Annotated in this window: 24 protein-coding genes; 15 read left to right on the top strand and 9 right to left on the bottom strand. The window is 63.8% G+C overall.

Annotated features, from left to right (window positions below):
• Positions 1-79: 79 nt before the first annotated feature.
• The gene (locus AC4ELH_RS09655) at positions 80-1087 is read right to left on the bottom strand and encodes an amidohydrolase family protein (RefSeq protein ID WP_498884254.1); all 1008 of its coding nucleotides are present in this window, start codon (positions 1085-1087) and stop codon (positions 80-82) included.
• Between AC4ELH_RS09655 and AC4ELH_RS09650 the strand changes: the two genes are divergently transcribed.
• Positions 1068-1907: a TetR/AcrR family transcriptional regulator gene (locus AC4ELH_RS09650; protein ID WP_336390521.1), complete on the top strand. Its 840-nt coding sequence runs from the start codon at positions 1068-1070 to the stop codon at positions 1905-1907. The genes AC4ELH_RS09655 and AC4ELH_RS09650 overlap by 20 nt on opposite strands.
• Here the strand turns inward: AC4ELH_RS09650 and AC4ELH_RS09645 are convergent, their stop codons facing one another.
• Entirely contained in the window at positions 1908-2849 is a 942-nt protein-coding gene (locus AC4ELH_RS09645; RefSeq protein WP_055112551.1) for a fumarylacetoacetate hydrolase family protein, read from the bottom strand.
• Between the two features lie 63 nt (positions 2850-2912).
• Between AC4ELH_RS09645 and AC4ELH_RS09640 the strand changes: the two genes are divergently transcribed.
• The 9 genes from AC4ELH_RS09640 to AC4ELH_RS09600 all read left to right on the top strand — a co-directional run bounded on the left by AC4ELH_RS09640 (position 2913) and on the right by AC4ELH_RS09600 (position 15042).
• Positions 2913-3509, top strand: a complete 597-nt coding sequence (locus AC4ELH_RS09640; RefSeq protein WP_236732016.1) for a VOC family protein — start codon at positions 2913-2915, stop codon at positions 3507-3509.
• 35 nt (positions 3510-3544) lie between these two features.
• Positions 3545-3955, top strand: coding sequence for a nuclear transport factor 2 family protein (locus AC4ELH_RS09635; protein WP_491838508.1), 411 nt, complete (start codon positions 3545-3547; stop codon positions 3953-3955).
• A gap of 61 nt (positions 3956-4016) precedes the next feature.
• Positions 4017-5753 carry an FAD-dependent monooxygenase gene (locus AC4ELH_RS09630; protein ID WP_088305007.1) on the top strand — a complete coding sequence of 579 codons (1737 nt, stop codon included), beginning with the start codon at positions 4017-4019 and terminating at the stop codon, positions 5751-5753.
• On the top strand, positions 5678-6271 hold the full coding sequence (locus tag AC4ELH_RS09625) for a YceI family protein (protein ID WP_082448923.1): 594 nt from the start codon (positions 5678-5680) through the stop codon (positions 6269-6271). Before AC4ELH_RS09630 ends, AC4ELH_RS09625 begins: the two co-directional genes overlap by 76 nt.
• Positions 6272-6275: 4 nt before the next feature.
• Positions 6276-9734 (top strand): indolepyruvate ferredoxin oxidoreductase family protein, encoded by a 3459-nt coding sequence (locus AC4ELH_RS09620; RefSeq protein WP_498884250.1) that lies wholly within the window; start codon positions 6276-6278, stop codon positions 9732-9734.
• Entirely contained in the window at positions 9731-11374 is a 1644-nt protein-coding gene (locus AC4ELH_RS09615) for an AMP-binding protein (protein WP_498884248.1), read from the top strand. Before AC4ELH_RS09620 ends, AC4ELH_RS09615 begins: the two co-directional genes overlap by 4 nt.
• Positions 11371-12864 carry an aldehyde dehydrogenase family protein gene (locus AC4ELH_RS09610; RefSeq protein ID WP_498884246.1) on the top strand — a complete coding sequence of 498 codons (1494 nt, stop codon included), beginning with the start codon at positions 11371-11373 and terminating at the stop codon, positions 12862-12864. Before AC4ELH_RS09615 ends, AC4ELH_RS09610 begins: the two co-directional genes overlap by 4 nt.
• A gap of 143 nt (positions 12865-13007) precedes the next feature.
• Entirely contained in the window at positions 13008-13862 is an 855-nt protein-coding gene (locus AC4ELH_RS09605) for an SDR family NAD(P)-dependent oxidoreductase (protein ID WP_498884245.1), read from the top strand.
• A 115-nt stretch (positions 13863-13977) separates the two neighbouring features.
• Positions 13978-15042: a phosphotransferase family protein gene (locus AC4ELH_RS09600; protein ID WP_491838515.1), complete on the top strand. Its 1065-nt coding sequence runs from the start codon at positions 13978-13980 to the stop codon at positions 15040-15042.
• 10 nt (positions 15043-15052) lie between these two features.
• Here AC4ELH_RS09600 and AC4ELH_RS09595 read toward each other — a convergent pair whose 3' ends face one another.
• Positions 15053-15814, bottom strand: coding sequence for a sulfite exporter TauE/SafE family protein (locus tag AC4ELH_RS09595; protein WP_055112567.1), 762 nt, complete (start codon positions 15812-15814; stop codon positions 15053-15055).
• A 230-nt stretch (positions 15815-16044) separates the two neighbouring features.
• On the opposite strand from AC4ELH_RS09595, the gene AC4ELH_RS09590 reads away from it, so the two are divergent.
• Complete coding sequence (locus AC4ELH_RS09590) at positions 16045-16500, top strand: 2-isopropylmalate synthase (protein WP_418022589.1); 456 nt, start codon at positions 16045-16047, stop codon at positions 16498-16500.
• 5 nt (positions 16501-16505) lie between these two features.
• On the opposite strand, the gene AC4ELH_RS09585 is transcribed toward AC4ELH_RS09590, so the two are convergent.
• The 3 genes from AC4ELH_RS09585 to AC4ELH_RS09575 all read right to left on the bottom strand — a co-directional run bounded on the left by AC4ELH_RS09585 (position 16506) and on the right by AC4ELH_RS09575 (position 19326).
• Positions 16506-17171 (bottom strand): nitroreductase, encoded by a 666-nt coding sequence (locus AC4ELH_RS09585; RefSeq protein ID WP_498884256.1) that lies wholly within the window; start codon positions 17169-17171, stop codon positions 16506-16508.
• A gap of 97 nt (positions 17172-17268) precedes the next feature.
• Positions 17269-17748, bottom strand: coding sequence for a MarR family winged helix-turn-helix transcriptional regulator (locus AC4ELH_RS09580; protein WP_418022588.1), 480 nt, complete (start codon positions 17746-17748; stop codon positions 17269-17271).
• A gap of 96 nt (positions 17749-17844) precedes the next feature.
• Positions 17845-19326, bottom strand: coding sequence for a cytochrome P450 (locus tag AC4ELH_RS09575; RefSeq protein ID WP_498884242.1), 1482 nt, complete (start codon positions 19324-19326; stop codon positions 17845-17847).
• 128 nt (positions 19327-19454) lie between these two features.
• Between AC4ELH_RS09575 and AC4ELH_RS09570 the strand changes: the two genes are divergently transcribed.
• The gene (locus AC4ELH_RS09570) at positions 19455-20108 is read left to right on the top strand and encodes a TetR/AcrR family transcriptional regulator (RefSeq protein WP_498884240.1); all 654 of its coding nucleotides are present in this window, start codon (positions 19455-19457) and stop codon (positions 20106-20108) included.
• A 22-nt stretch (positions 20109-20130) separates the two neighbouring features.
• Positions 20131-21012 (top strand): SDR family oxidoreductase, encoded by an 882-nt coding sequence (locus AC4ELH_RS09565; RefSeq protein WP_491838517.1) that lies wholly within the window; start codon positions 20131-20133, stop codon positions 21010-21012.
• On the opposite strand, the gene AC4ELH_RS09560 is transcribed toward AC4ELH_RS09565, so the two are convergent.
• From AC4ELH_RS09560 to AC4ELH_RS09550, 3 genes are read right to left on the bottom strand one after another with little or no spacing between them, the layout of a single operon-like run.
• Complete coding sequence (locus tag AC4ELH_RS09560; protein ID WP_498884239.1) at positions 21009-22187, bottom strand: AAA family ATPase; 1179 nt, start codon at positions 22185-22187, stop codon at positions 21009-21011. The genes AC4ELH_RS09565 and AC4ELH_RS09560 overlap by 4 nt on opposite strands.
• A 10-nt stretch (positions 22188-22197) precedes the next feature.
• Complete coding sequence (locus tag AC4ELH_RS09555) at positions 22198-23262, bottom strand: DNA polymerase IV (RefSeq protein ID WP_498884237.1); 1065 nt, start codon at positions 23260-23262, stop codon at positions 22198-22200.
• 4 nt (positions 23263-23266) lie between these two features.
• The gene (locus tag AC4ELH_RS09550; RefSeq protein ID WP_082941589.1) at positions 23267-23884 is read right to left on the bottom strand and encodes a TetR/AcrR family transcriptional regulator; all 618 of its coding nucleotides are present in this window, start codon (positions 23882-23884) and stop codon (positions 23267-23269) included.
• A 90-nt stretch (positions 23885-23974) separates the two neighbouring features.
• Here AC4ELH_RS09550 and AC4ELH_RS09545 point away from each other — a divergent pair, with 90 nt between their 5' ends.
• Both AC4ELH_RS09545 and AC4ELH_RS09540 read left to right on the top strand, forming a co-directional pair.
• The gene (locus tag AC4ELH_RS09545; protein WP_498884236.1) at positions 23975-24517 is read left to right on the top strand and encodes an NAD(P)H-dependent oxidoreductase; all 543 of its coding nucleotides are present in this window, start codon (positions 23975-23977) and stop codon (positions 24515-24517) included.
• 502 nt (positions 24518-25019) lie between these two features.
• Positions 25020-25271 carry a redoxin NrdH gene (locus AC4ELH_RS09540; protein ID WP_418022584.1) on the top strand — a complete coding sequence of 84 codons (252 nt, stop codon included), beginning with the start codon at positions 25020-25022 and terminating at the stop codon, positions 25269-25271.
• Positions 25272-25307: the final 36 nt, after the last annotated feature.

Genomic DNA, 25307 nt, shown 5'->3' with positions numbered 1-25307 from the left:
GCAACTGAAAACGCGACACACCCCAAGTCTGGACCGCCACATCCAAAATGTTTGTCAGACACGCCCTAGTGGCCGAGATTCATATTCGCATCAACTGCTCTGCGTTGCGGTGAGCGATCGCATGGCGCTGGTCATCGGTGAGGTCGGATTGGACCAGGAAGTCCGCCACATCGTCACGTACGAGGTAGGGAAAGTCCTCGGAGTGAATGATCCGGTCGGCGCCGACCTCGGCAAGGATGTACTGCAGCTGATTGCCGCTGTACATTCCTGACGGCGTGACCCATACGTGGTCGCGGTAGTAGTCACTCACAGTTCGTTCGAGGTAACGGGTCTTCGCGAACGTTCCGTCGAGGCGCTCGAGCCATCCGGCGGCGAATTCGCCCCAGTGACCGCTCAGTAGTTTCAGCTTCGGATGCCGGTCCAGCGCACCGGACAGGATGAGCCTGATGATGTGTATGCCCGCTTCCATGTGCCATCCGAAGGCGTGGGTGGCGAAGGTGAAATGCACTGCGGCCGGCCAATTGCCGGCGTAAGGAATGATTGATGCCGGACCATCGGGCATCCCGGGGTGCACGTAGATGGGAAGGTCCACCTCCTCGGCTGCGGCCAGGATGGGATCAAAGCGTTCGTCATCCAGGAATCGGCCGCCGCAGGTTCCGGTGATCAAGGTTCCCACGAACCCGAGTTCGTTCACGCACCGCTTCATCTCATCTGCTGCAGCGGCGGGATCGTGCAGGGGAATGGTGGCGAACCCGCGGAATCGCGTCGGGTGCTCTGAAATTTGTTGTGCCAGGCGGTCATTGACCTTCCGGCAGAGGTCGACAGCCTCAGGGTGGTCAAGGTTGTTCGGACTGAATGCGCCGTGTGACACGACTTGGACGTCGATCCCGGCCCGGTCCATGTGGGCAAGCCTGTTGCCCCCGAGTTGTTCGGCCGAATCCCGATCGGGCATGAATTCTTCCTGAATGAAGGTGGCGAATCCGTCGTCGGGCGCCACCGGCAGCGGTCCCGATAACGCCCGAACTTCCGCGCTGACCTCGGGGTGGTGGAAGTGTTCCTCGACGGTGATGACCCGCAACGATTCCATGATTGATAGACTAATAAATAAAATTGATTGTGTAAACAACGTGCGCCAGCGTTCCCTCTGGCACGGGCCAAACTGCCGTCATGGCATCGGCTCTGCCATTCTGAGAACGTCGGAACCGAGGAGGGAACTTCGAATGTCAGCTGCAGCGTCACGCCGGAGCGGCCGCGGCGGCAAACCGGCGCAGTCGTCCGAACCGTCGCAGCGGGGCGCCAACAACACCCGAGATGTGATCTTGGAGACGGCGATCGACTGTTTCGCTCGATCTGGCTACGAAGGCACGTCCATGTCTGCCGTCGCGCGCGCCGCTGGTGTTGCGCAGCCGCTGATGCACTATTACTTCACTTCAAAGGACGATCTCTGGCGGGCGGCGGTCGGTAGGGCCTTCAACGAGATGTTGGTGCAGCAGGAGCTCAATCATGAGCTCAAGGAGCTAGACCCCGTCTCGGCGCTGCAGGTGCTGATTCGACGGCACATCTCCTTCCTGGCCCGACATCCCAACGTCGCCCCCTTGCTCGCGAGTGAATCGCAGTTCGCGACAGAGCGGGTCCACTGGCTCTCCGACACCTACATCGCCCCGTTGGAGGAGCACCTCGCGAAGTTGATCAAGCTCGGCCAGCAGGATGGTCGAATCCGGGACGACCTCCCGATTCCGTACGTCGCACGCTTCATCATCGGCAGCGCATCGGCGTTCTTCATGACGGGCGCGTTGATGGAGCGGATGTACGACATCGATACCGCGGATCCCGACGCAGTCGAGACGTACACACGGGTCACGATCGATCTGTTGTTGGGTGGACTGCTGACCATCAAGCACCGTTGATCACGCTGGTGCGGGACCTGGGTCGCTGGTGGGTGAGTGGGTGGCAACGCTATTGCTCAGCGTGCCGATGCCCCCAATCTCGATTTCGACGATGTCCCCGGGCCGGAGGAAGCGGCCGGCTGCTGCGCCGACGCCCGATGGCGTCCCGGTGCAGATCACGTCACCTGGTAGCAAGGTGACCATTCTTGAGACCGTCGACACGAGCGTGGGAATGTCGAATATCAAATCGCTTGTCCTGCTTTGCTGTTGAACTTCGCCGTTAACTCTGGTGGTCAGACCGATGTCCAGCGGCAAGGAGAACGAGTCCATCGTCACCACCGCGGGGCCGATCGGCTTGAACGTGTCCATCGCCTTTGAGAGGCCAAGGCCGGCCGAGCCCGGTTCGCCTAGGGCGGCCGCCTGTAGATCCCGGGCCGATACGTCGTTGACGCACGTCAGCCCGCCGACGTAGTCCCAAGCGTCTTCGGCTGAGACGTTGTATGCGGCGCGCGCGATCACCACGCCGACCTCGCCCTCGTAATCGACATGGTCTGGTGCTGCCGGCGGAAGGATGATCTGGTCGCCGGGGCCGGCCACCGGTCCGCCGTCGACGCAGAAGAATGTCGGCTCGGCGGGAATCCCTAACCCGGTCTCGGTCGCATGTGCGCGATAGTTCAGTCCGACGACGACGAAGCGGCACGGCCTGGCCACTGGCGCAAGCACATTGACATCTTCGAATGTCACACGGGCGCGGATGGGTGCGGTCGAGGCCAGCGCAGGACCGGCCTCGAATAGTGCCGCTATATCTGCATACGGCAGATCGAGCAGCAGCAGGCCGTCCCCGTCGTTGCGTGCGAGTCCCAGGGACGTTCGGTAGAGGTGCATGACTTCTTGCCTTTCATGTGATTCGCGCAGTGCGTCACCGCGTTGCGCGCTTCGTCGGGTCTTGACGAAGCCGTCCACGTCAATCTAGTTTGATAAACCTATCAAGAAAAATGATGAAGTAAACAAATCTCGGAGGTTGCAGTGCCACAGGAAGCTCCCCAGGAAACCGTGGAGACCACGGCGTCCATCAGCCCGGCACGGCTGGCGCACGTGGTCCTGCGCACCACGCAATACGACGCGATGCTCGCTTGGTACCAAGCGGTGCTCTGCGCCTGGCCGACATTCGAGGTTCCGGGTGCACTGTGTTTCATGACTTACGACGACGAACACCACCGAGTCGCGATCGCCAACGTGCCCACCCTGGCGGAACGGCCGGACATGGCTGTCGGACTTGAGCATGTCGCGTTCACCTACGGAACTCTGGGTGATCTCGTCGCGACCTACGAGCGGCTGAAATCGCTTGGGATCGAGCCTTACTGGACCATCAACCACGGCCCGACCATCTCGTTCTACTACCGGGACCCGGACAGCAATCAGATCGAACTACAAGTTGACAACTTCGCCACCATCGAAGAAACCAATGCCTTTCTCGCCGTCGAGTTTCCGAAGAATCCGATCGGCGTAGAGATCGATCCCGACGACTTCGTACGCCGATTCCACAACGGGACCCCCGAATCCGAGCTGCGTAAGCGGCCCGACACCGGAGCGGGCGGGTTCGATGCCGTCCGTACGAAATGAGCGGTACCGGCATGCACACCGAACCCAATTCCCCTGTGAACGACGAAACACGCCGTGCGATCGAGGCCCTGTCCACCGAGTACTCGTGGCTCGTCGACCACGGATACGCCGACCGGGCAGCAGAACTGTTCACCGATGACGCCGTGCTTTCGACGGGAGCCCATGACGCCAGCGGGATCGTCGACATCCGCCGACACCTGGGCGAGCGGGCTCAGAACCGTGACATCCGGTCCCGCCATGTGGTGACCAACATCCGGCTGCTCGGTGAGGGTCCGGAGCAGGTACGCGGAACGCTCGTCATGACCATCTACCGCAGCATCGGCGAGTCTGCCCGGCCCCACATGATCATCGGCGACGTCGAGGATCTGTACCGACTCGGAACCGATGGCCGTTGGCGCCTTGCGGAACGCAAGCTGACGCCGACTTTCCTCATCGGTGACCTCTGACGCCGACCATCACCCCCACCTGAGTACCCGCCCTCTTTCGGCGACCCAAAAGGAGATAGCAGTGGCAGACTTTGAAGTTCCGGTGTTGATCGTCGGTGGCGGCGCAACCGGCCTGACGACATCGATCATGTTGTCGGAATACGGCATTGACCACATGCTCATCGAGCGCCACGATTCGACATCCGAACTGCCCAAAGCTCACTACCTGAATCCGCGCACGATGGAGATTCTGCGCCAGTTCGACGTCGCCGAGGCGGTGTATGCACAAGGTATCCCGCTGAACCACATGTCGAAGGTCGAGTGGCGCACAACTCTCACCGGTCAAGGGCCATTCGATGGCAAGCAGCTCTTCGAAATGGAGTGCTTCGGCGCCGGCGACTCCACCGCCGAGTACCGGCGCAATTCGGTATGCCCGCCCACGAACCTGCCGCAGCTGCGCCTCGAGCCGGTGCTGCGCGCCCAGGCGCAATCCCGTAACCCCGCCGGCGTGAAGTTCGGGCACGAGTTGATCACGCTGGTCCACGACGACCAGGGGGTCAACGCAACGGTACGAGATCTGGCCGATAACGAAGTCCATTCGGTCCGTGCGCAATACGTTGTCGGCGCCGACGGGGGCAAGACGCTCGGGCAACTTCTCGGAATTGCCATGGTTGGTCCGTCCAAGATTTTCGAAACCATCACCGCGCACATCAGCGCAGACCTCTCCTCATGGTGGAACGAGGGCGTCATCATCGCTCATTTCCTGCCGAGCGGCGGGCGCCTGGTTCCGATGGGTCCCACCTGGGGGCCCAGCTCGCAGGAATGGACAGCGCACTTCGCAGTACTTCCCGGTGAACCCGTGCCCGATGACGCGGCGATCGTGGCGAAGATCGGTGAACTGATCGGCACCGACATCGACATCACGGTCAAGAAGATCAGCCATTGGTGGGCCGAGTCCACGATCGCGGAACGCTATCAGGACGGTCGCATTCTCTTGGTCGGCGACTCCGCCCATCGTCTCCCGCCGACCACCGGTCTCGGTCTCAACTCCGGCATCCAAGACGTGCACAACCTCGCCTGGAAGCTCACCGCTGTGCTTCGGGGGGACGCACCACCACGCCTGCTGGAGAGTTATGGGGCAGAACGTCAACCGGTCGGCCTTCGCAACGTCGAGTGGGCCATGTTCGCGGCCCAGAATCACCTCGCCATCGACGCCGGATTCGGGCTCATCCCATTTCCATTGCCACCCGAGGTGGACGCGTTGATCGTCAGCGGCTTTTTCGCCGACGGACTGGTGGGGGAGGCGCGGCGAGCACGTTTCCGCACCGTCGTCGAGACCCAGTGCATCGAGTTCTGCGCACAAGAACTCGAGATGGGATATGCGTACGCCGGCGGGGCGCTCGTGGCCGACGGGTCCACACCACCCATAGGTGATCCGCTCGGCCAGGTCTATCGCCCCACGACACGCCCGGGCCATCGACTGCCCCATGCCTGGCTGGAGCAGGCCGGCCAACGCTTGTCCACTCACGATCTCATCGGCGCCCGAGACGCCGGCGTGCTCATCACCGGTAGCCGAGGCAGTGCGTGGGTCGCCGCGGCCGCCGAGGTCGCCGAGAAGTTGGGCGTGCGCATCGCGACGGCCCAAATCGGCACCACGCACCGCGACGTCGACGGCCAATGGGACATCATGTGTGAAGTCGACGACGACGGTGCCGTGCTCGTCCGCCCCGACAACCACGTTGCGTGGCGGAGTCAGTCGTCCAGCGATCAGCCGGTCCTGGCGCTCGCTGCAGCTGTGGAAGCGGTGCTCGCCCGGTGACCGGTGGGCAGTACGTCGGGTCGCAAACAGAGCAGCCTCTTTGGCGGGTGGACCCGGCAGTGTCGAAGATCTGGTTCGAAGCCCGCTGGATGTTCGGAATATTCACAGCCATAGGTGTTTTCGAGTGTTTCGACGGCTGGGCATCGATGCAAGATGATGGCTCGCTGCTCGGTGAGCTGACCATAGACCCGGCGAGTGTCAACACGGGCAACCGGCTCCGGGACCACGATCTGCAAAACCGGTTCTTTCTCGACTCGGCCAACTTTCCGGTCATCAGGTTCAGCTCGCAGGACGTCACCGTCACGAGCCGAACGATCACCGGTACCGGACGGCTGTCGGTGCGCGGCCGAAGCATTGACGTTCCCGTCCACGGAACGGCCCGCGTCGACGCCGATCACCTGACCATGTCGGGAAGCGCGACTCTTGACATTCGACAGTTCGGCTGGCTCTCAGCCCTGGGGTACATCAGGCGGTCGCTCGTCATCAACGGTGCGTTGTCACTGGGGCGCCATGAATAGCGGCGTGTCACATCCTCTGGCGCAGAGCGTGCCGGCGCGCCACGCAGAGAACTTGGACGATCGTTATCTACTCGCCGACGGCACGGTGTACCTCACCGGAATTCAGGCCCTCGTCCGCATGATCCGCGACCGCGCCCTGGTCGATGCGCGCCGCGGGCTTCGATCGGCAAGTTTCGTGGCCGGCTACGAAGGGTCACCGCTCGCCGGTTACGACATCGAGTTGGCGCGGCGGCTCACATTGTTCGGTGACGTCGAAATCGTTCACCGCCCAGCGGTCAACGAAGAACTGGCGGCGACCTCCGTCGCAGGAACGCAACTCGCCCGTCAGGCCGGATCCCTGCGACCCGACGGAGTGACGGGTTACTGGTACGGCAAATCGCCAGGGCTGGACCGTGCTTCCGATGCCATCCGGCATGCCAACCTGATCGGCACCGATCCCGCGGGTGGCGCGGTGGCCCTCATCGGTGACGACCCGGCAGGAAAGTCGTCGACCTACCCCTGCTCGTCAGAGGCGGCCGTCAGCGATCTGTACCTACCGACCCTGTATCCCGCCGATTCTCAAGACATTCTGGACTTCGGGATCCACGCGGCTCATCTGTCCCGATTCACCGGAACCTGGTCCGCACTCAAGATCACCACCGCAGTTGCCGATGGTGCGAGCACCGCGGTCGTCAACCCGGACCGGATCAACCCGACGATCGCAGGTCTCGAACCCAGCACGCACCGGCCGTCGGCCATGCTGATCGGCGCGAACCTTGCGGCACTGGAACAAAGCCTTCTCACCCGGCGATTTCCACGAGCGTTGGACTACGCGCAAGCCAACGGCCTCAACGTCATCACCGAGACGACCGCCGACGACCGAATCGGTGTCATCGCCGCAGGCAAGACGTACCTGGACGTGCGCGAGGCGCTGGAGCGGCTGGGACTGGGAGATTCACAAAGCTTGGCACGCCACGGAATCAGGTTGATCAAGCTCGGCATGGTGAATCCGGTGGACCCACAGATCGTCCGCCGTTTCGCACAAGGCCTCGAAGAAATCATCGTGGTCGAAGAGAAGCGCTCGTTCATCGAGACCGCGGTCAGGGAAATCCTGTACGCAAGGGCGGACGCCCCGGTGATCGTCGGAAAGTCCGACCACGCCGGCCGTGCCCTCTTCTCGCCGTCCGGTGAGCTCGACGTCGACCGGGTGATCGGGGGTCTGGCGCGTCGACTCGGCGAGGGTCACCACATCGAACCGGCGCAGCGATGGATCGAACGTCCGCGCCCGCCTGCTCGAATCGAGTTACCTGTGATCGCGCGCACGCCCTACTTCTGTTCCGGTTGCCCACATAACAGCTCCACCCGCACTGCCGAGGACACCCTCGTCGGCGCCGGCATCGGATGCCACGGCCTTGTCATGGTGATGGACGAGGAGCAGGCCGGCCACGTCGTCGGTGTCACCCAAATGGGAGGTGAAGGCGCCCAATGGATCGGAATGGCACCGTTCATCGATCGAGACCACCTTGTGCAGAACATCGGTGACGGCACATTCACGCACTCGGGAAGCCTCGCCGTGCGCGCCGCTGTCGCAGCCGGCATCAACATCACCTACCGACTGCTGTACAACTCTGCCGTCGCGATGACCGGGGGCCAGGATCCGATCGGGGGAATGCCACTCAGCCGCGTGATCGATTCACTGTGGGCGGAAGGGGTTTCCGACATCGTGGTGACCACCGACGACGTCCGGCGAACCCGTCGGCAGGCTCGACTCGGTCGGGATGTCATTGTCAAGCATCGCGACGAGCTCGAGAAAGAGCAAGCCCGCCTGGCCGCTGTGAACGGGGTCACCGTGCTGATTCATGACCAGGAGTGCGCGGCGGAAAAGCGGCGAAAGCGCAAGCGCGGTCTGATGCCAACACCTGCAGAGCGGGTCGTTATCAACCAGCGCATCTGCGAAGGATGCGGCGACTGCGGGGTCCAATCGAATTGTCTGTCGGTCAGACCCGTACAGACCGAATTCGGCCGCAAGACTGAAATCCACCAGTCATCCTGCAATCTCGACTTCTCCTGCTTACACGGGGACTGCCCGTCCTTTGTCACCGTCATTCCCGACGAACACGCGAAACGGGCACCGGCCCGCGGCGTAGAAGACATCGACGCCGATTTGATTCCGTTACCACTCACCGCAACGCCGACCGAGGCGCAGATACGCATCGTTGGAATCGGTGGCACCGGAATCGTCACCATCGCACAACTTCTGGCGACGGCGGCTGCCTTGGAGGGCAAGCATGTGCGCAGCCTCGATCAGACCGGGCTGGCGCAGAAGGGCGGCGCCGTCATCTCCGATCTCAAGGTCTCGTTACAGCCAGTCTTGCGACCGGGCAAGCTCAGCGCACAGTCCTGCGACCTCTACCTGGTGTCTGATCCGTTGGCCGGAACCGACGCGGCCAACCTCAAGGTGCTGTCGCGGCAGCGCACCGTGGCGGTTGTCTCGTCGGCGCAGATCCCCACCGGTCAGATGGTCATCGACACGTCGTTGAAGCTTCCGGACTTCGCCGACATGCACGCGGCGATCATGCAGGAAACCAGCCGCTGCGTGTCGCTGAATGCCGGCGAGTTGGCGCGCGAAGCACTCGGGGATGAGCAGTTCAGCAACGTCGTGATGCTCGGAGTAGCGTTCCAGACCGGCCGGCTGCCCTTGTCGAGCGAAGCCATCGAACGCGCCATCGAAATCAATGGCGTTGACGTTCACCGCAATCATCAGGCGTTCCGCCTGGGCCGACGGCAGGTGGCGCACGGCGCCGACAGCGATCCATCGCCACAAACCTCCAGCGGGGGCGAACACAGCACTTCCGAAGTCGACCTGCAGCGCCTGATCGATCGCCGAGTCGCAGATCTCATCGAGTATCAGGCTTTCGGCTACGCCGAGTTCTACCGGAAGCAGATCGAGCGGGTACGTGAAGCCGAACGTCGTGTCAGACCAGATTCGACGGCGCTTGCCGAGGCAGCAGCACGGTACCTCTACAAGCTGATGGCGTACAAGGACGAATACGAAGTCGCCCGACTCGCATTGGATCCCGAGTTCAAATCGAGTGTCCAACAGCAGTTCGGTGCTACCAGCAAAGCCTATATTCACCTGCACCCACCGGTTATTCGTGCGTTGGGCATGCGTAACAAGCTCCGACTGGGCAACCGCTTCACGCCTGCCTTTCGGCTCCTGAAGGCGATGCGTCGACTGCGCGGAACTCCGTTGGACATCTTCGGCTACACAGGTGTTCGCCGGTTGGAACGCGAGCTCATCGGCGAGTACACCACGATCCTGCACAGGCTGACTGCGGAGCTGACCACCGGCAATCACTCGACCGCGGTCGCGATCGCGAAGCTTCCCGACGGAATTCGCGGCTATGAACAGATCAAGCTTGACAACGTCGATCGCTATCGCAGCCAGGTCGCCACCCTTCTCGAGGAATTCGACACGTTATGAACACCAGAGTTCTGCACCAGCCCAACCACAATGGACACCTTCTCAGCGAGGCGCTCCGTCGACACGCGGATGCCCCGATGCTCACGTCAGGGCTCATCACGCTGACGGGTCGTCAACTGAGCGACGAAATCAGCAGGTACATGCAAGCGGTCGACTCACTGGCCGTCCAGGCTGATTCGTTCGTTGCGGTGCTCGCCCACAACCGCCCTGAGGTCTTGATCGACATTGCGGCAATGCACATTCGCGGCTATCGGCGCGTAGCGTTGCATCCGCTTGGCTCACTCGACGACCACGCTTACATTCTCGAAGATGCCGGCGTCACCTCACTGATCATCGATCCGACGCCGGCTTATGCGCAGCGCGCACTCGCACTCATCGAGCGGGTGGAATCATTGTGTCAAATTCTGACGCTCGGCCCCGTGCCCGAAGAGCTGTCCCACGTCGCAACGGACCTCTGTGCGCAGGCGGCGACGTTCGTACCGCAACCACTGGTTGTCGTCCCTCTGCCGCCTGAACACATTGTCAGTCTGGTGTATACCGGCGGCACGACAGGACGGCCGAAGGGCGTCGTGCTCACGGCGGGCACCTATTTCACGATGACGACAATCCAACTGGCGGAATGGGGGTGGCCGAAGCGCCCCCAGTTCCTCACCTGTACGCCACTCTCGCACGCCGGCGCGACCTTCATCGTCCCCGTAATGGTCAAGGGGGGAACGGTAGCCCTACTTCCCAGATTCGATGCAGCCGCAGTGCTTGAGACGATCGAGAAGAGACGGATCACGGCGCTGATGCTCGTCCCGTCGATGATCTACTCGCTCCTGGATCACCCCGACCTCCGTACCCGCGACCTATCGTCGCTCGAGACGATCTACTATGGCGCCTCCGCAATCAGCCCGACACGGCTGGACGAGGCGATCGAGCACTTCGGTCCGAAATTCGCCCAGTTCTATGGCCAATCCGAGGCTCCGATGGCCATCACCTATCTGCCCACCGACGAACACCAGAAACAACGCCGCACCTCTTGTGGACGGCCGACACAGTTCTCACGCTGCACGCTTCTGAGCGAAGACGGTCAACCGGTGCCGCAAGGTGAGGTCGGTGAAATCTGCGTCAGCGGACCACTACTCAGTCACGGCTACTGGAATCAAGGCCAGATGACCGAGGACACTTTCCGGGACGGTTGGCTGCACACCGGAGATCTCGCTCATGAAGACCCGGACGGCTACTGGTACATCGTGGACCGGGTCAAAGACATGATCATCACGGGCGGATTCAACGTCTATCCACGGGAAGTGGAGGACATCGTCGCGGAACACCCTGCCGTACAGCAGGTCTGCGTCGTCGGAACGCCGGATGACAAGTGGGGTGAGGCGGTTACCGCGGTGATCGTCTTGCGCGCGAAATCCGCCCGGGACGACGGGTACATCGCGGTTCTCACTTCGGAGATCCGCGCAGCAGTCCGAAGCCGCAAGGGGCCGGTTCACTCACCGAAGAGAGTGGTGGTAGTGGACGCCATTCCGCTCACCGGGCTGGGGAAACCGGACAAGAAAGCAGTACGCGGCCTCCTTGAGAGTTTCTCGGCCGCAGGGCGATCAACCGAACCAGCAAATAACCCAACGATGACAGGAGCCCACGAATGAGCGCGATCGACATCGCGACGGAAGCAGCTGTTCCCGCCCGGCACTGGATCAATGCGCAATGGACGGAATCCCGAACAACCGCACAATCCATCAACCCGTCAACCGGCGAAGCCGTCGGACACTACCAAGACGGCGGCGACGACGAAGCGGCGGCTGCCATCACCGCCGCCAGCGCCGCTTTCGAGACGGGGGAGTGGGCCCGCGATGTGAACCAGCGGGCACGTGCCCTATCTCAGATTGCTGATGGCGTGGAGGCGAGATCGTACGAACTTGCGTCGATGATGAGTCAAGAGAATGGCATGTTGTTGTGGCAGACGATGTTCCAGGTCGGCACCGCCGTCCAGTGGTTGCGCTACAACGCCGCGGCATGCCTCATCAGCTCAGATGTGGGGCGTCATGCCGAAATCGGCGCGGACGTGCACTTCCGCTCCATTCCAGAGCCCCTTGGAGTCGCGGGGATCATCACGCCCTGGAATGCGCCGATCACCCTGACCGTGAGGGCCTTGGGGCCTGCTTTGGCTGCGGGGTGCACGACGGTCATCAAGATGCCGGCGCAGACGGCGCTGACCAACACCCTTTTCGCGGAGATCATCGCTGAGTGCTCGGCCATTCCAGCCGGAGTGGTGAACATTTTCACCGAATCGGGTAGTCGCGGTGCGGAGTTGATGGTGAGCTCGCCGAAAGTGGCAGTGATCAGCTACACGGGCAGTACACCGGTCGGCCGGAAGATCGTTGAAGCGAGTGCTGCCACCCTCAAACGGCTCAATCTCGAGCTGGGTGGCAAGACTCCGTTGATTCTGCTCGACGACGCCGATCTCGACGTCGCGATCCCAACCGTGGTGTCTGCCGCAACGATGTTCAACGGCCAGTTCTGCGTCACCGGATCACGGGTGCTCGTGCACCGCGCCATTGCCGATGAGGTCCGGGCTCGGCTCAGTGAGGCACTGGCCGCGATACAGCCCGGTCGAAGCGATGACCCCGCCAGCCAGATCGGACCGTTGATCGACAGGGCGAGCGCAGAGCGCGTCGACCGATTGGTGGAAGATGCTCTCGCGCATGCCGTGCCATTGGTCCGGGGCGGACTCATCACTGATGGGCCGCTGGCCTCCGGGGCGTTCTACCGCCCCACACTGCTCGAAGTGCAGCGGCTCGACATCCCGGTGGTTCAACAGGAACTATTCGGTCCGGTGCAGACATTCGAACTTTTCGATTCCGACGCTGAAGCCGTTCATCGGGCAAATGCAACCGAATATGGTTTGGGTGCAGCGGTATTCACGCGTAAGCCGGGCCGCGCCCATGCCATCGGCCGTGGTTTACAGACCGCCGGTGTATGGATCAATACCTGGGGACTGTTGAACGAGAAGTTCGAGCAGGGCGGGTTCAAGGCGAGCAGCAACGGAGGTTTCCTGTGCGGTCCACGTGCTCTCGAGCAGTTCCAGCAGGTCAAAGTGTATGGGGAAGTTGCTCCCGCGCCAGTGGTTTCGTCTTAGATCAAATACCCAGAAGCTCCAAGACGGTACCTGCACACCGCGATCACACCGGAGATGGAGGGGTGCGCCGGGCTGTGCGCATACGAGCGAGCAACAATTCTGAAAGAGGATGAAGGTAAATGGATTTACGCGACAAGGTGGTAGTGCTGACCGCCGCCGGCGGGGGCATAGGGCGTTCGGTTGCACGGATCTTCGGGCGCTCGGGTTCTCATGTCGTGGTGTCCGACCGCGACAGTGCCGCAGCCAGGGCTGTTGCCGACGAGATCGTTGCCGGCGGGGGTAGGGCAACAGGGGTCGGGTGTGACGTCTCGGTCGATGAAGACGTCGCTTCGTTGGCGAATGTCGTGAACGAGATCGGGCCTGTCGACGTGCTGTTCAACAATGCGGGCGTGGCCGCTGCCGGCCCGATCGGCAAAATCCCGCTCGACGACTGGCGATGGATTTTCGAGGTCAACGTGCTCGGGCAGGTTCGCGCGATCAACGCGTTCCTCCCTGGGATGGCCGATCGCAGGTCGGGGCTGATCATCAACACGTCGTCCAGCCTCGCGTTGTTCCCTGAGGCGCCGTTACTGCTGCCGTATATCTGTTCCAAGGCAGGTATTCTCGGATTCACCGAAGCATTGTCCTTGATGTGCACCCCGCTGGGTATCCGGGTGATGGTGCTCGCTCCGCATATCACCGAAACCAACTTTCTGTTCAGCGCCCGACTGAGCGGAATCGAGCCCGAACAGGCAATGCAGATACTGCCGCTTTCCGAGGTGCAACCACCTGAGGCGGTGGCCGATGCACTCTTCCGTGCGATAGCGGCGGGCGAATTCCTGGCCACAAACGCCCCAGACGCCGACTCATTACTGTTGGACCGGGCAGCCGACCGCTTTGAGCCCAAAGTTCGGTCATGCGCCAGTTTGGCCGATCCGATCGCCGGCCTAGCCGGCTTGCTTGCTGGAGCCCGCAATCCTGGGCGGGCGGTCGGTACCAGTGACCGGCTCAGTGATTGACGACGATCAATGATTTGCCGATGAATTCCATCTGTGCATGAGGTGGGATGGGCATCCGCACAGCTCGTTTGGTCCGGGCCCGCCGGGTTTGGGGCACGGATGGCACTATGTCTGCATGCCCGGAGACGCGCCAGAGTTACCGACGTTGAGCGAGGCTGATCAGGCCGCACTGGAGAAATGGCTGCGGGAGCAGCAAATCGGATCGACGGTGACCGACGTGGCGCCGCTGACCGGCGGAACCCAGAACATCGTCGTGGGCATGTGTGTCGACGGACGTCGAATGGTATTGCGGCGCCCCCCTTTACACCCACGCCCGACGAGCGACAAGACCATGCTGCGGGAGATCGCCGTACTGCGGACGCTGGCCGGATCGGCCGTGCCGCATCCGGGATTCATCGCCGCCTGCACCGATCTCGACGTGATCGGCGTGGTGTTCTACCTGATGGAGGAGGTCGACGGGTTCAACCCGGGGACCGATGTGAGTGACGCCTACCGCGACGACGCCGACCTGCGCTACCGGGTCGGGCTGTCCTATGCCGGGAGCCTGGCGGAGCTGGGCAATGTCGAGTGGGAGAACAGCGAGCTCGCCGCCATCCGCCGGCCGGGATCGTTTCTGGCCCGCCAGGTTCCGCAGTTCCTCGGACTGCTCGACAGCTACCGCCACGAGCACTACTCGTCCGAGTCGTTGACGGGCGTGGGCGATCTGGCGCAGTGGCTGGAGGACAACCGCCCGCCCGACGCCGAACCCGGCATCATGCACGGCGACGCGCACCTCAACAACGTCCTGCTGCGCCGCGAGACTCCTGAACTGGCCGCGTTCATCGATTGGGAGATGTGCACGATCGGCGATCCGCTGCTCGATCTCGGGTGGATGCTCGTGTGCTGGCCGGATGATCCCAATCCGATCAACGCGGGCTCGGCACTGGCAGCGCTCGGCGGACTGGCTCACCGCAGCGAATTGATCGAGGCGTACCGGGCCGCCGGAGGCCGACAGACCGACCGGCTGGATTGGTATGTGGCGCTGGCATGTTTCAAACTCGGCATCGTCATCGAGGGAACCTGGTCGCGATACCTGGCCGGGCGAGCCAGCCGCGACGCCGGTGAGCAACTGCACGCTTCGGCGGAGAACCTGCTTGTGCTCGGAACACGGGTGGCCAAGGGGGACAACCCCTTCGAATAGCCGTGGGTCGTCAGTAGGTGTCGAGCGCGAGCTTGACGGCAAGGGCCACGCCCGCCGCGCCGATCAGGAACCGCAATGGGGTGGCGGGTGCGTGGCGCACCACGATCGGACCCAGTCGGGAGCCGATCAGGCATCCGATGCCCAGCGGCACCACCGCGCCCCAGTGCACCGGAGCGAAGAACACGAAGATGAGCGCGGCGACGGCGTTGGCGACGCCGGAGATGACATTCTTACCCGCATTGGCATGCGCCAGCGTTGCACCACCCGCACGAAGCAACAGCGCGAGCAGCAGCACCCCGGCCGCCGCTCCGAAATAGCCGCCGTAGATGGTGATCAGGAAGATGGCGGCGGCTTCCGACGCCGCCCGGATCCGGTGCTGATTATGGTTGGCGATGCGGGCTTCGCGGTGTTCGCGGCGCGGCAGCAGGATTGCCACGGACGCGAAACCGATCAGGATCGGCACCACCCGTTCGAACCCCTCAGCCGGGGTGGACAGCAGTAGTGCCGCCCCCGCCACGCCGCCGAGCGCGGCGACAGGAATGATCCGCTTGAGCCAGGCCCCCTGTCCGGCCAGTTCTGGCCGTGAGCCCCAGACCGAACCGACACCGTTGAACACCACAGCCACGGTGTTGGTCACGTTCGCCGTCACCGGGGGCAACCCGACCATCAGCAGCGCGGGGTAAGTGGCCACGGAGGCCAGCCCGGCGATGCTGCCGGTGAGTCCGCCGGCAATCCCGGCGAAAAAGAGCAGTGCAACGTCGGCGATGCTCATGCGGCGTCCACTCCGCCGAGACTACGTAGCCAAAAAGTGTTTGCGTGACCGGACGGGCTGCGTCTAGCATCGCCAACGTGCCAAGGCGACTTGTAGTAGCAACCCGCAGCGGGGTCTGATCAGACCGACCCCCGCTGTGGGTCATTCGCTACTTCGTCGGTCACTTCCTCTGAGCAAGAGAAGACCGGCACATGTATCTCACTTCACCAGCACCGCAATCGGGTGATCCGATGTCATTCTCGGCCCACTTCACCACCCCGTTGCCGCGCGACCTCCGCGATGCGGGCGAATCGACATCCTGGGAGCAGTTCCTGGGCGAATATTCGCCGTCGGCGGGCCCACTGCGACTGGGGCACTTCAGTTGCGCCGACGAGCGCAGGACAGGCAGCCGCCTCGGCCCGCAGGCCCGCAGCTACCGGGCGACGCTGGCCATCGGCGACGAAATCGCCACCTCGACCGCGGCGGCCAGCGGGCCTGTGGCGGCGCTGACCGCGATGCTGCATGACCGCGGCGTCAGCGTCGAGACCACCTCGTTTCACCAACTGCCCGCCGCGGGGCAGACCGCCACCTTCATCGAAGGTTGCGACGGTCTGCACCGCCGATGGGCCGTGGGACTGTCCGACGACCCGGTGCAGTCGGCCCTGTCCGCGGTGATCGCCTGCGCCAACCGGCTGATGGCGGCCTGAGCGAGTCAGCCGTCGACGACGGTGACCGTTTCGTCCAGTGGCGCGCGGCCGGTCCGAACGTAGGGGACGGTGGGGTCCTCATAGCCAATGGACATGCCGCAGAACAGGATTAGTTCAGGTGGAGGGCTGAGGACGTCGGCGACGGTGCCGCGGACTTGAGACCACGCCATCTGAGGACAGCTGTGCACTCCCTCGGCACGTAGCAGCAGCATGACGGTCTGCAGGTACATCCCGAGGTCCGCCCACTGTGCGGGGCCCAGATCACGGTCGATATAGCAGAACAGCGCGGCCGGTGCGCCGAAGCAGTCCCAGTTGGCGATCGCGGCGCGTTGGCGGGCGTCCCAGTCGTCGCGGGCAATGCCGAGGGCGCTGTAGCGCTCCTTGCCGAAGGCCGCGCGACGGTCGCCGTAGAGCGCTTTCATGTCGGTGGGATACATGTCGTACTCCCGCTCGTCCCAGGGTTCGCCGTTGGCCACGCGTTCCGTGGCCCGTTTCTTGAGCTCGGCCAGCGGAGCGCCGGTGACCACGTAGATGTGCCAGGGCTGGATGTTCGAGGCGGACGGCGACCAGGCGGCGGCCGTCAGCACACGCTGTAGAACCTCGGTGGGGACGGGCTGATCAGTGAATCCGCGTACCGCCCGTCGGCTGGTGACCGCGTCGTAGACGTCAATCATGGCGTGCCTCCCGGATAGATTGTCGCGTTCGCGACTATCTCATTCAAGACGGTAGTGGCGCGAATTATTCCCGGGTGTGGTTGCGCGAGGTTGACTACGGCTCCGGTGGCGGGCTCAGACGGATCAGGAGTTCTTTCAGTTGCTCGACGTCGCCTGGTGGCATCGCGGCAACCAGGCGTTCGGCCAGAGGCCGCGCCGCTACATGTGCGGCGTCGAAAAGCTCCAGGCCTTTCGGGGTGACCTCGACCGCCCGCACCCGCCGGTCACCCGGAACCGGTTTGCGCACCGCTAGGCCCTTGTGTTCCAGGTCGTCGATGACTCGCATGATTGCCGACTTGTCGGACCCGGTGGCCTCTACGAGATCCCGTTGTTCCGTCGGGCCGTGATTGACGAGCTCGAGCAGGACCGCGAAATGGCGCATCTCGATGCCGAGGGGTGCAAGTGCCTCCGACATCACGGCCGACGCATGCCAGTGGGCCCGCCTCAGCAGCAATCCGAGGGCGAACGGCGAGGTATCGCCGGCGCGATCGGTCGCGCGCGGCGTCGATGCCTCCTTGACTTCATCGGCGGTCATGTCGCGACGTTAGACGTCTGGAGCGCCGAATGGCCAGTTATCGCACGGCGATACGTCTAACGCGTGCGACAACTGGCCAATGGGCCATCGAATGCCTCAGTGCAGCGGGCGCAGCACGATCGGCATGCCGTCGATCGGCACCGGCATGCCGCCGTAGTCGTAGTGCGGCTGGTAGTCCGGGCTCGCGAGCTCGAGCTTGTAGCGACGCAGCAGCCGGTGCATCACTGTCTTGATCTCCAACTGGCCGAATACCATGCCGATGCACTTGTGCGCGCCACCGCCGAACGGGGCGAACGCGTAGCGGTGGCTCTTGTGTTCGCTGCGCGGCTCGGCGAAACGCTCCGGGTCGAACTTGTCCGGGTCGGTCCACAGCTCTGGCAGCCGGTGGTTGATCGAAGGCCACGTCACCACGCTGGTGCCGGCCGGGATGAAGTAGCCCAGCAGCTCGGTGTCGCGCACGGCCTCGCGGAAGTTGAACGGCAGCGGTGTCTGCATCCGCAACGACTCGTTGATCACCAGGTCGTAGGTTTCCAGCTTGTCCAGCGCCTCGAAGTCCACTGGCCCGTCGCCGATCCGCGCCGAATCGTCGCGCATGCGCTCTTGCCACTCCGGATTGGCCGCCAGGTGGTAGGCCATCGTCGTCATGGTCGATGTGGACGTGTCGTGGGCGGCCATCATCAAAAAGATCATGTGGCTGATGATCTGGTCGTCGGTGAAGCTCTGCCCGTCCTCGTCGGCGGAATGACACAGCACGCTGAACATGTCGGTGCTCTCCGAGCGCCGCTTCTCGCCGATGCGGCTGGCGAAGTAGTCCTCCAGGGTCTTGCGGGCCTGGATTCCCCGCCACCATTTCAGCGGCGGCACCGAGGTGCGGACGATCGCGTTGCCGGCCCGCGTGGTGGTGGTGAACGCATTGTTGATTGTGGTGACCAGCGCGCGGTCGGTCCCCGCCGGCACGCCCATGAACACCTCCGAGGCGATGTCGAGGGTGAGTTCCTTCATCGCCGGATGTACCAGGAAGCGCGGGTCGTTGGCCACCCAATCGTCGGCCAGCACTCTCGAAGCCACCGAATCGATGTGGGAGATGTAGCCGGACAGCCGGGAGCGGGTGAAGGCTTCCTGCATGATCCGGCGGTGGAACATGTGCTCGTCGAAGTCCAGCAGCATCAGGCCGCCCTCGAAGAACGGACCGATCACCGGATCCCAGGCGCGCTGCGAGAAATCCTTGTTGCGGTTGGAGAACACCGCTTGGGTGGCATCGGGGCCCAGCGCCATCACCGACGACAGGGCGGGCGATTGGGCGAAGTAGAGCGGACCGTTCTTGCGGTACTGCTCCAGGATGTAGTCGGGACCGCCCCGGAAGATCTCGATCATGTGGCCGATGATCGGCAAACCGGAGTCGCCCATGATCGGCTTGAGGCCGCTGCCGGCGGGGGGTTCGGCGAAGACGAACTGGTCCCACTCCTTGGCCTTGAGGCGCCTTTCCAGCGCGCCCATGCCCGGCAACGTGTTGGGCGTCGGGGTGAACCGACGCTTGGCCTGATCGAGCAGGTAATGCGGGGTGCTGATGGTTGTCATGGGCCGCTCCTGACCAACAAAGTCCGACGAAGTGTGGTCGATGTCACCACTTGAGGCCATCCTGACTGTCAGACTTGACGCATGTCAAGTTTTGAACTGGCGCATCGTGGATGCAAAGGTCTAATGCCATGACCGCCGAATCGATACCGGGGAGCAGCAATGGCTCCACCGGGCGTCCGCAGGCCCGTCGCAGCCGTGGTGACCGGCAACGCGAGGCCATCGTGACGGCTGTGCGGGAACTGCTCGAGGAGCAGTCGTTCGCGGATTTGTCGGTGAGCACCATCAGCGAACGCGCCGGGGTGGCCCGGTCGGGCTTCTACTTCTACTTCGATTCGAAGTACGCGGTGCTGGCAGTGATCGTGTCTGACGCGATGGAACAACTCGCCGCGTTGACCCACAACTACGCGCCCCGCGACGCCGGTGAAACGCCAGCCGCCTTCGCCAAGCGGATGGTCGGAAGCGCGGCCACCGTCTTCGCGACCAACGATCCGATCATGTCGGCCTGCACCGTCGCGCAGAACACCGACGCCCAGATCCGGGAGTTGATGAACGACTACGAGGACGCGGTGATCGACCAAATCGTGGGCCTGGTCGAACAAGATGGCGGTGCCCGTCCGATCTCGGATGACCTCCCGGCCCTGGTCCGTACCCTCGTGGCGACCACTGCGATGACGCTTTCGCACGACTCCGCCTTCGTCGGGCGGGGACCCGACCCGGCCCGTGCGCTCGACGTGGTCGAGCGACTGTGGCTCAACGCACTGTGGGGCGGGCAGGACGGTTAGCACCACAGGTAAGGTCACCGCTATGGGGAGTGATACCGCGGGTAACGCCCGGGCGGACTTTTCGGGGAAAAAGTGCTTGATCACCGGCGCAGCCAGCGGCATCGGCCGGGCTACCGCCCTTGCCCTGGCGGCCCGGGGTGCTGAGCTGTACCTGACCGACCGCGATGAGGTCGGATTGGCCCAGACCGTCGCCGACGCCAAGGCGCTCGGCGCCGAGGTGCCTGCCCACCGAGCGCTGGATATCTCCGACTACGACCAGGTGGCGGCATTCGCTGCCGACATCCATGCCGCCCATGCGTCGATGGATGTGGTCATGAATATCGCCGGGGTATCGGCGTGGGGGACGGTCGACCAACTCACCCACCAACACTGGCGCTCGATGATCGACGTCAACCTGATGGGCCCGATCCACGTGATCGAGACATTCCTGCCGCCGATGGTGCAGGCTCGCCGGGGCGGGCATCTGGTGAACGTGTCCTCGGCCGCCGGCATCGTGGCGCTGCCCTGGCACAGCGCTTACAGCGCGAGTAAGTACGGGCTGCGTGGACTGAGTGAAGTGCTGCGTTTCGACCTGGCGCGGCACCGCATCGGGGTGTCGGTCGTGGTGCCGGGTGCGGTGAAAACCGGTCTGGTGCAGACGGTTCAGATCGCCGGTGTCGATCGGGAAGATCCGAACGTACAGAAATGGGTGGACCGGTTCGCCGGCCACGCCATCTCGGCGGAGAAGGCGGCCGACAAGATCCTGGCCGGGATGGCGCGCAACCGGTTTCTGATCTACACGTCGGTCGACATCCGCGCCCTGTACGCCTTCAAGCGCGTCGCGTGGTGGCCCTACAGTGTGGCCATGCGGCAGGTCAACGTGCTCTTCAGCCGGGCACTACGGCCGAAATCCGTGCAGCGCTAGCGTTTTCCCCAGTGCCACGAGGGCGTGTTCAGCATGCCGAACCCGTCCACCTTCGTCTCACCCCACTGCTTGTAGAGCTCGACCTCGATCGCGGAGCTCCGCTGCTCATCGGCCGCCGGCGTGGTCTCCAGGAAGTCCAGTAGTGCGCGCGAATGCGTCACCACGACCACCTGGGACTGCTTGGCGGCCGTGCGGATCAGCGATGCCAGCGGTCGGACCAGATCGGGGTGCAGCGACGTCTCAGGCTCGTTGAGCACCATCAGCGATGGTGGCCGGGGGCTGGCCAGGGCCGTCGCCCACAGCAGGAAACGCAGTGTGCCGTCCGATAATTCGGCTGCACGTAACGGTCGTAGCATGCCGCGCTGACGCAGCTGCAGATCGAACAGCCCGTCGTTGACCGCCACCGAGATGGTGGCGCCGTCGAACGCGTCGGCTACTGCACGGGCCAGATCGTCGAACGTCGTCTCGATGATCGTCTGAACCGCCGCGGCCAGATCCGAACCGTCGTCAGCGAGCACGGGGGTGCGGGTGCCGACATGCGGCTGGCGGGCGGGTGCGGCGGCATCGACCCGGAACCCGTCGTAGAACCGCCAGTCGCGCAACCGGTCCGACACCGCCGACAGTTCCGGAAGTGCGTCCGGATGTGCGTACTCGGCGAGCAGGCTGCGGTAGGAGGGCAGCGAACGGGTCAATTCATCGAAACCTCGACCAGACTGGGCGGCCACCTCGGCGTACTCGCGGGTGCGGCGCACCAGCGCCGAGGCCGGACGCAGCACCGGCCCGGCGAAGACCACCTCACGTTTGATCTCGGGATCCTGGGCGAAAGCTGACGGCTCGCCACCCGACCCGGCCATCTGCGGCAGGCCCAGATCCACCAGGTAACCGAAATCGTCTGCGGAGAAGCCGAGTTCGAGTGAAACCGGGCGGGTCCGGACAGTGCCCTGGGTCTGCTCGTTCGGTTGTTCGGGGCCCGCCCACAAGACCGACTGCAGGCCGCCCTCGCGGGCCAGCGAGCCGATCACCTGGCCCCGCCCGCAGTCCGCCAGTAGCCTCAGCGCCCGATAGATGGAGGACTTTCCGGTGCCGTTGGCGCCGGTGGCCACGGTGAGCTCGGCCAGCGGGAGGATCACCTCCCGTAGCGAGCGGTAGCCCCGGATCGCGATGGTCTGCAGCATGGCGTCGAGGCTATTGGTCGGTCCCGACAATCGGGGCGGTGGGGAGCTCGTCCATGGACAGTTCGAGCCGAACACCCAGCAGTCGGATCGGCCGGTCCAACTCGAACTGATCGAACACCGCCAGCGCGGTCTCGATGATCGCGTCGGCGTCGGTGCTCGGTGAACTCAGCTTGCGGATCTTGGTGCGGGTGTAGAAGGTGCTGGTACGCACCGTGACGGCCACTCGAGTGACGATTCGGCCCTGCTCCACCACCTCGTCGAGGGTCCGCCGGGTCAACTCGCGGATCGCGTCGTCCATCTCACCGCGCTCGGTGAGGTCCTCGGCGAAGGTGATGACGTGGCTGCGTGACCGTGGAACCCAGGGCTCGGAGCTCACCTCGGTATCGCCGCCGCCCTTGGCCAGCAACAGGATCCACAGCCCGGTACTGGGCCCGAAGGCCGAGGTGAGCACTGTGGCATCGGTGGCGGCCAGATCCGCCACCGTGGTGATGCCCAGCGCGGCAAGCTTTTTGGTGGTCTTGGGGCCGACACCCCACAGCGCATCGGTCGGACGGTCACCCATCACCGACATCCAGTTGGCCTCGGTGAGCAGGTAGACGCCCGCAGGTTTGGCCAGGCCGGTCGCCACCTTCGCGCGTTGCTTGTTGTCGCTGATACCCACCGAGCAGGACAAGCCGGTCTCGGCGGCGATCACCGTGCGGATCCGCTCGGCCAACTCGACCGGGTCGTTGACGTCGGCGCCCAGATAGGCCTCGTCCCAGCCCCACACCTCCAGCGGGTGGCCGAGATCGCGCAGGAGGTCCATGACCTGTTCGGAGGCAGCGTCGTAGGCATCGGGGTCGGACGGCAGGAAGGTGGCGTCCGGGCACCGGCGCGCCGCGGTGCGCAGCGGCATCCCGGCGTGCACCCCGAACTCGCGCGCCTCGTATGACGCGCAAGTGACCACCTTGCGGGGCTCGGTGGGATCGCCGCTGCCGCCGACGATGACCGGCAGGCCTTGAAGTTCAGGGTGGCGCCGCAACTCGACCGAGGCCAGAAACTGGTCCAGGTCGACATGCAGCACCCAGGCGGTCATGGTGCTAGTGGCCGCACAACTTGCGGGCGGTGTCCTGCCAGGCAGTCGTCAGGTGGTCGAGGCTGCGCCCGGCGGACAGCTGGTGCTCCAGATAGTCGGGGTTCAGAAGTGCGATCAGGGCATCGGTTTGGGCATCGAGATCACCTGTGGTGCCGGCGGTTTCGAGCAGCATTCGGACGTGGGTGCGGTGCAGCGTGAACGGGCCCGAGAAGCGCAGCGCGGGATCACGGATGGCGTCCGACAGCAGCGCCCGATGACTGTGGACGAATCGGAGGCGATCCGCGCCGTAGGCCAGCAGCCGTTCCAACGGCGGTGCGCCGGGTCCCAGCGGGGGTGGGCCGAACATGAAGGCGTCCTGCTCGGCGGTTTCGTCCTCGTCGAGCAGCACCATCATCAGACCGGCCCGGCTGCCGAACCTGCGGAACACCGTTCCTTTCCCGACGCCGGCCTCGACCGCGATATCGTCGGTACTGACCGCGTCGGGGCCGCGTTCGGCGATGAGCCGGCGCGCGGCGTCGAGAATGAGGGCGCGGTTCCGGGCGGCGTCGACACGCCCTGGGCCGCGTTCCTGTGGCGCCGGGTCGATGCCCATGAGCCGGGTCGGGCGGTCGGAGGCTGCCACCACTGAACTTTAACTCAGCCGGAATTAATCGGACCACAGTCCGGTTGATCGTTGCGAGAATTGAGCGAGTCGAACAAAAGGAGCGTGAACATGGCCGATATCAAGGTGCTGGTGTTGGTAGGGAGCTTGCGGGCGGCGTCGGTCAACCGGCAGATCGCCGAACTGGCGGTGGAGCAGGCGCCCGACGGAGTGGAGCTGCGCATCTTCGATCGGCTGGGGGAGCTGCCCTTCTACAACGAGGACATCGACACCGCCGAGGTGGCCGAGCCGGTGGCGGCCCTGCGGGCGGCGGCCGGCGACGCCGACGCCGCGCTCGTCGTCACCCCCGAATACAACGGCAGCATCCCCGGTGTGTTGAAGAACGCCATCGATTGGCTGTCGCGCCCGTTCGGCAACGGCGCCCTCAAGGACAAGCCGCTGGCGGTCGTCGGGGCGGCGCTCGGGCAGTACGGCGGTGTGTGGGCGCACGACGAGACTCGTAAATCCTTCGGCATCGCCGGGCCGCGCGTGGTCGAAGATCTGAAGCTGTCGGTGCCGTCCAAATCGCTCGACGGTAAGCACCCCAGGGAGAACGCCGAGGTGGCAGAGACGCTGCGCGACATTGTGAGCAAGCTCACAACCGAGGTCGGTTGAGGGGTCGTCTTCGCGTTTTGCCGTTTGCGCCGCTTTCCGGCAAAATCTTGCCGCCGGCTGGGTCGTTCCGACCCGGCCGGCGGCTTTGCTATTAGGGGGCCTCGCGCTGTGTGGCGGCCAGACTTGTCGGTGGCTGGTGGTACATCTAGGGCCGCTGCGCGACACGGTCTGTCAAGTCGGGTACGACACGCCGTGAACGTGGTTGCTGGCAAGCTTACGACCAGGGAATTTCAGAAATGTTATTCAGAACATGTTGTATGGCTTCGAACTGTCGGCCACTAGGTGTAGTGTCTGTGAGACCGACAGGCCACCACAGTTCGGGAGCCGGCCGGAGCGCAGCGAATCCGGCCGAGTCGGTTTCAAGACCAGCCGGAGAGCGGCTTCGACCGGCAGGAATTTTGGCGGCCCGAAGGTCGCTGAACTTAAGCGAAACGTAAGACCCGATCAGTTGCCAGTCACCTGTCTAGTTTTTTCACTTTCCGCAAGAGGAGCCGTACCGAAGATGACCGTCACCGTGTACACCAAGCCCGCATGCGTGCAGTGCAACGCCACCTACAAGGCGTTGGAGAAGCAGGGCATCGAGTTCGAGAAGGTCGACATCACCCTCGACAGCGAGGCCCGTGACTACGTCATGGCACTCGGGTACCTGCAGGCCCCCGTTGTGGTGGCCGGTAACGACCACTGGTCGGGCTTCCGTCCCGATCGGATCAAGGCACTGAGCAAAGATGCGACATTTGCATCAAATGCATCATAGGTAGATCTTGACCAATGACTGTTCTAGCAGGTCAAC

It is taken from the genome of Mycobacterium shunyiense (assembly GCF_058270075.1).
Note: the sequence above shows the minus strand (reverse complement) of the source record. Positions and strands in the feature narration are given on the sequence as shown.

Coding starts and splice junctions, on each gene's coding strand:
- AC4ELH_RS09580 (WP_418022588.1), bottom strand. CDS start 17,748: ATGACCGCCGATGAAGTCAAGGAGGCATCGACGCCGCGCGCGACCGAT.
- AC4ELH_RS09610 (WP_498884246.1), top strand. CDS start 11,371: ATGAGCGCGATCGACATCGCGACGGAAGCAGCTGTTCCCGCCCGGCAC.
- AC4ELH_RS09540 (WP_418022584.1), top strand. CDS start 25,020: ATGACCGTCACCGTGTACACCAAGCCCGCATGCGTGCAGTGCAACGCC.
- AC4ELH_RS09600 (WP_491838515.1), top strand. CDS start 13,978: ATGCCCGGAGACGCGCCAGAGTTACCGACGTTGAGCGAGGCTGATCAG.
- AC4ELH_RS09595 (WP_055112567.1), bottom strand. CDS start 15,814: ATGAGCATCGCCGACGTTGCACTGCTCTTTTTCGCCGGGATTGCCGGC.
- AC4ELH_RS09560 (WP_498884239.1), bottom strand. CDS start 22,187: ATGCTGCAGACCATCGCGATCCGGGGCTACCGCTCGCTACGGGAGGTG.
- AC4ELH_RS09555 (WP_498884237.1), bottom strand. CDS start 23,262: ATGACCGCCTGGGTGCTGCATGTCGACCTGGACCAGTTTCTGGCCTCG.
- AC4ELH_RS09565 (WP_491838517.1), top strand. CDS start 20,131: ATGGGGAGTGATACCGCGGGTAACGCCCGGGCGGACTTTTCGGGGAAA.
- AC4ELH_RS09575 (WP_498884242.1), bottom strand. CDS start 19,326: ATGACAACCATCAGCACCCCGCATTACCTGCTCGATCAGGCCAAGCGT.
- AC4ELH_RS09650 (WP_336390521.1), top strand. CDS start 1,068: ATGACCCGCAACGATTCCATGATTGATAGACTAATAAATAAAATTGAT.
- AC4ELH_RS09655 (WP_498884254.1), bottom strand. CDS start 1,087: ATGGAATCGTTGCGGGTCATCACCGTCGAGGAACACTTCCACCACCCC.
- AC4ELH_RS09615 (WP_498884248.1), top strand. CDS start 9,731: ATGAACACCAGAGTTCTGCACCAGCCCAACCACAATGGACACCTTCTC.
- AC4ELH_RS09545 (WP_498884236.1), top strand. CDS start 23,975: ATGGCCGATATCAAGGTGCTGGTGTTGGTAGGGAGCTTGCGGGCGGCG.
- AC4ELH_RS09590 (WP_418022589.1), top strand. CDS start 16,045: ATGTCATTCTCGGCCCACTTCACCACCCCGTTGCCGCGCGACCTCCGC.
- AC4ELH_RS09570 (WP_498884240.1), top strand. CDS start 19,455: ATGACCGCCGAATCGATACCGGGGAGCAGCAATGGCTCCACCGGGCGT.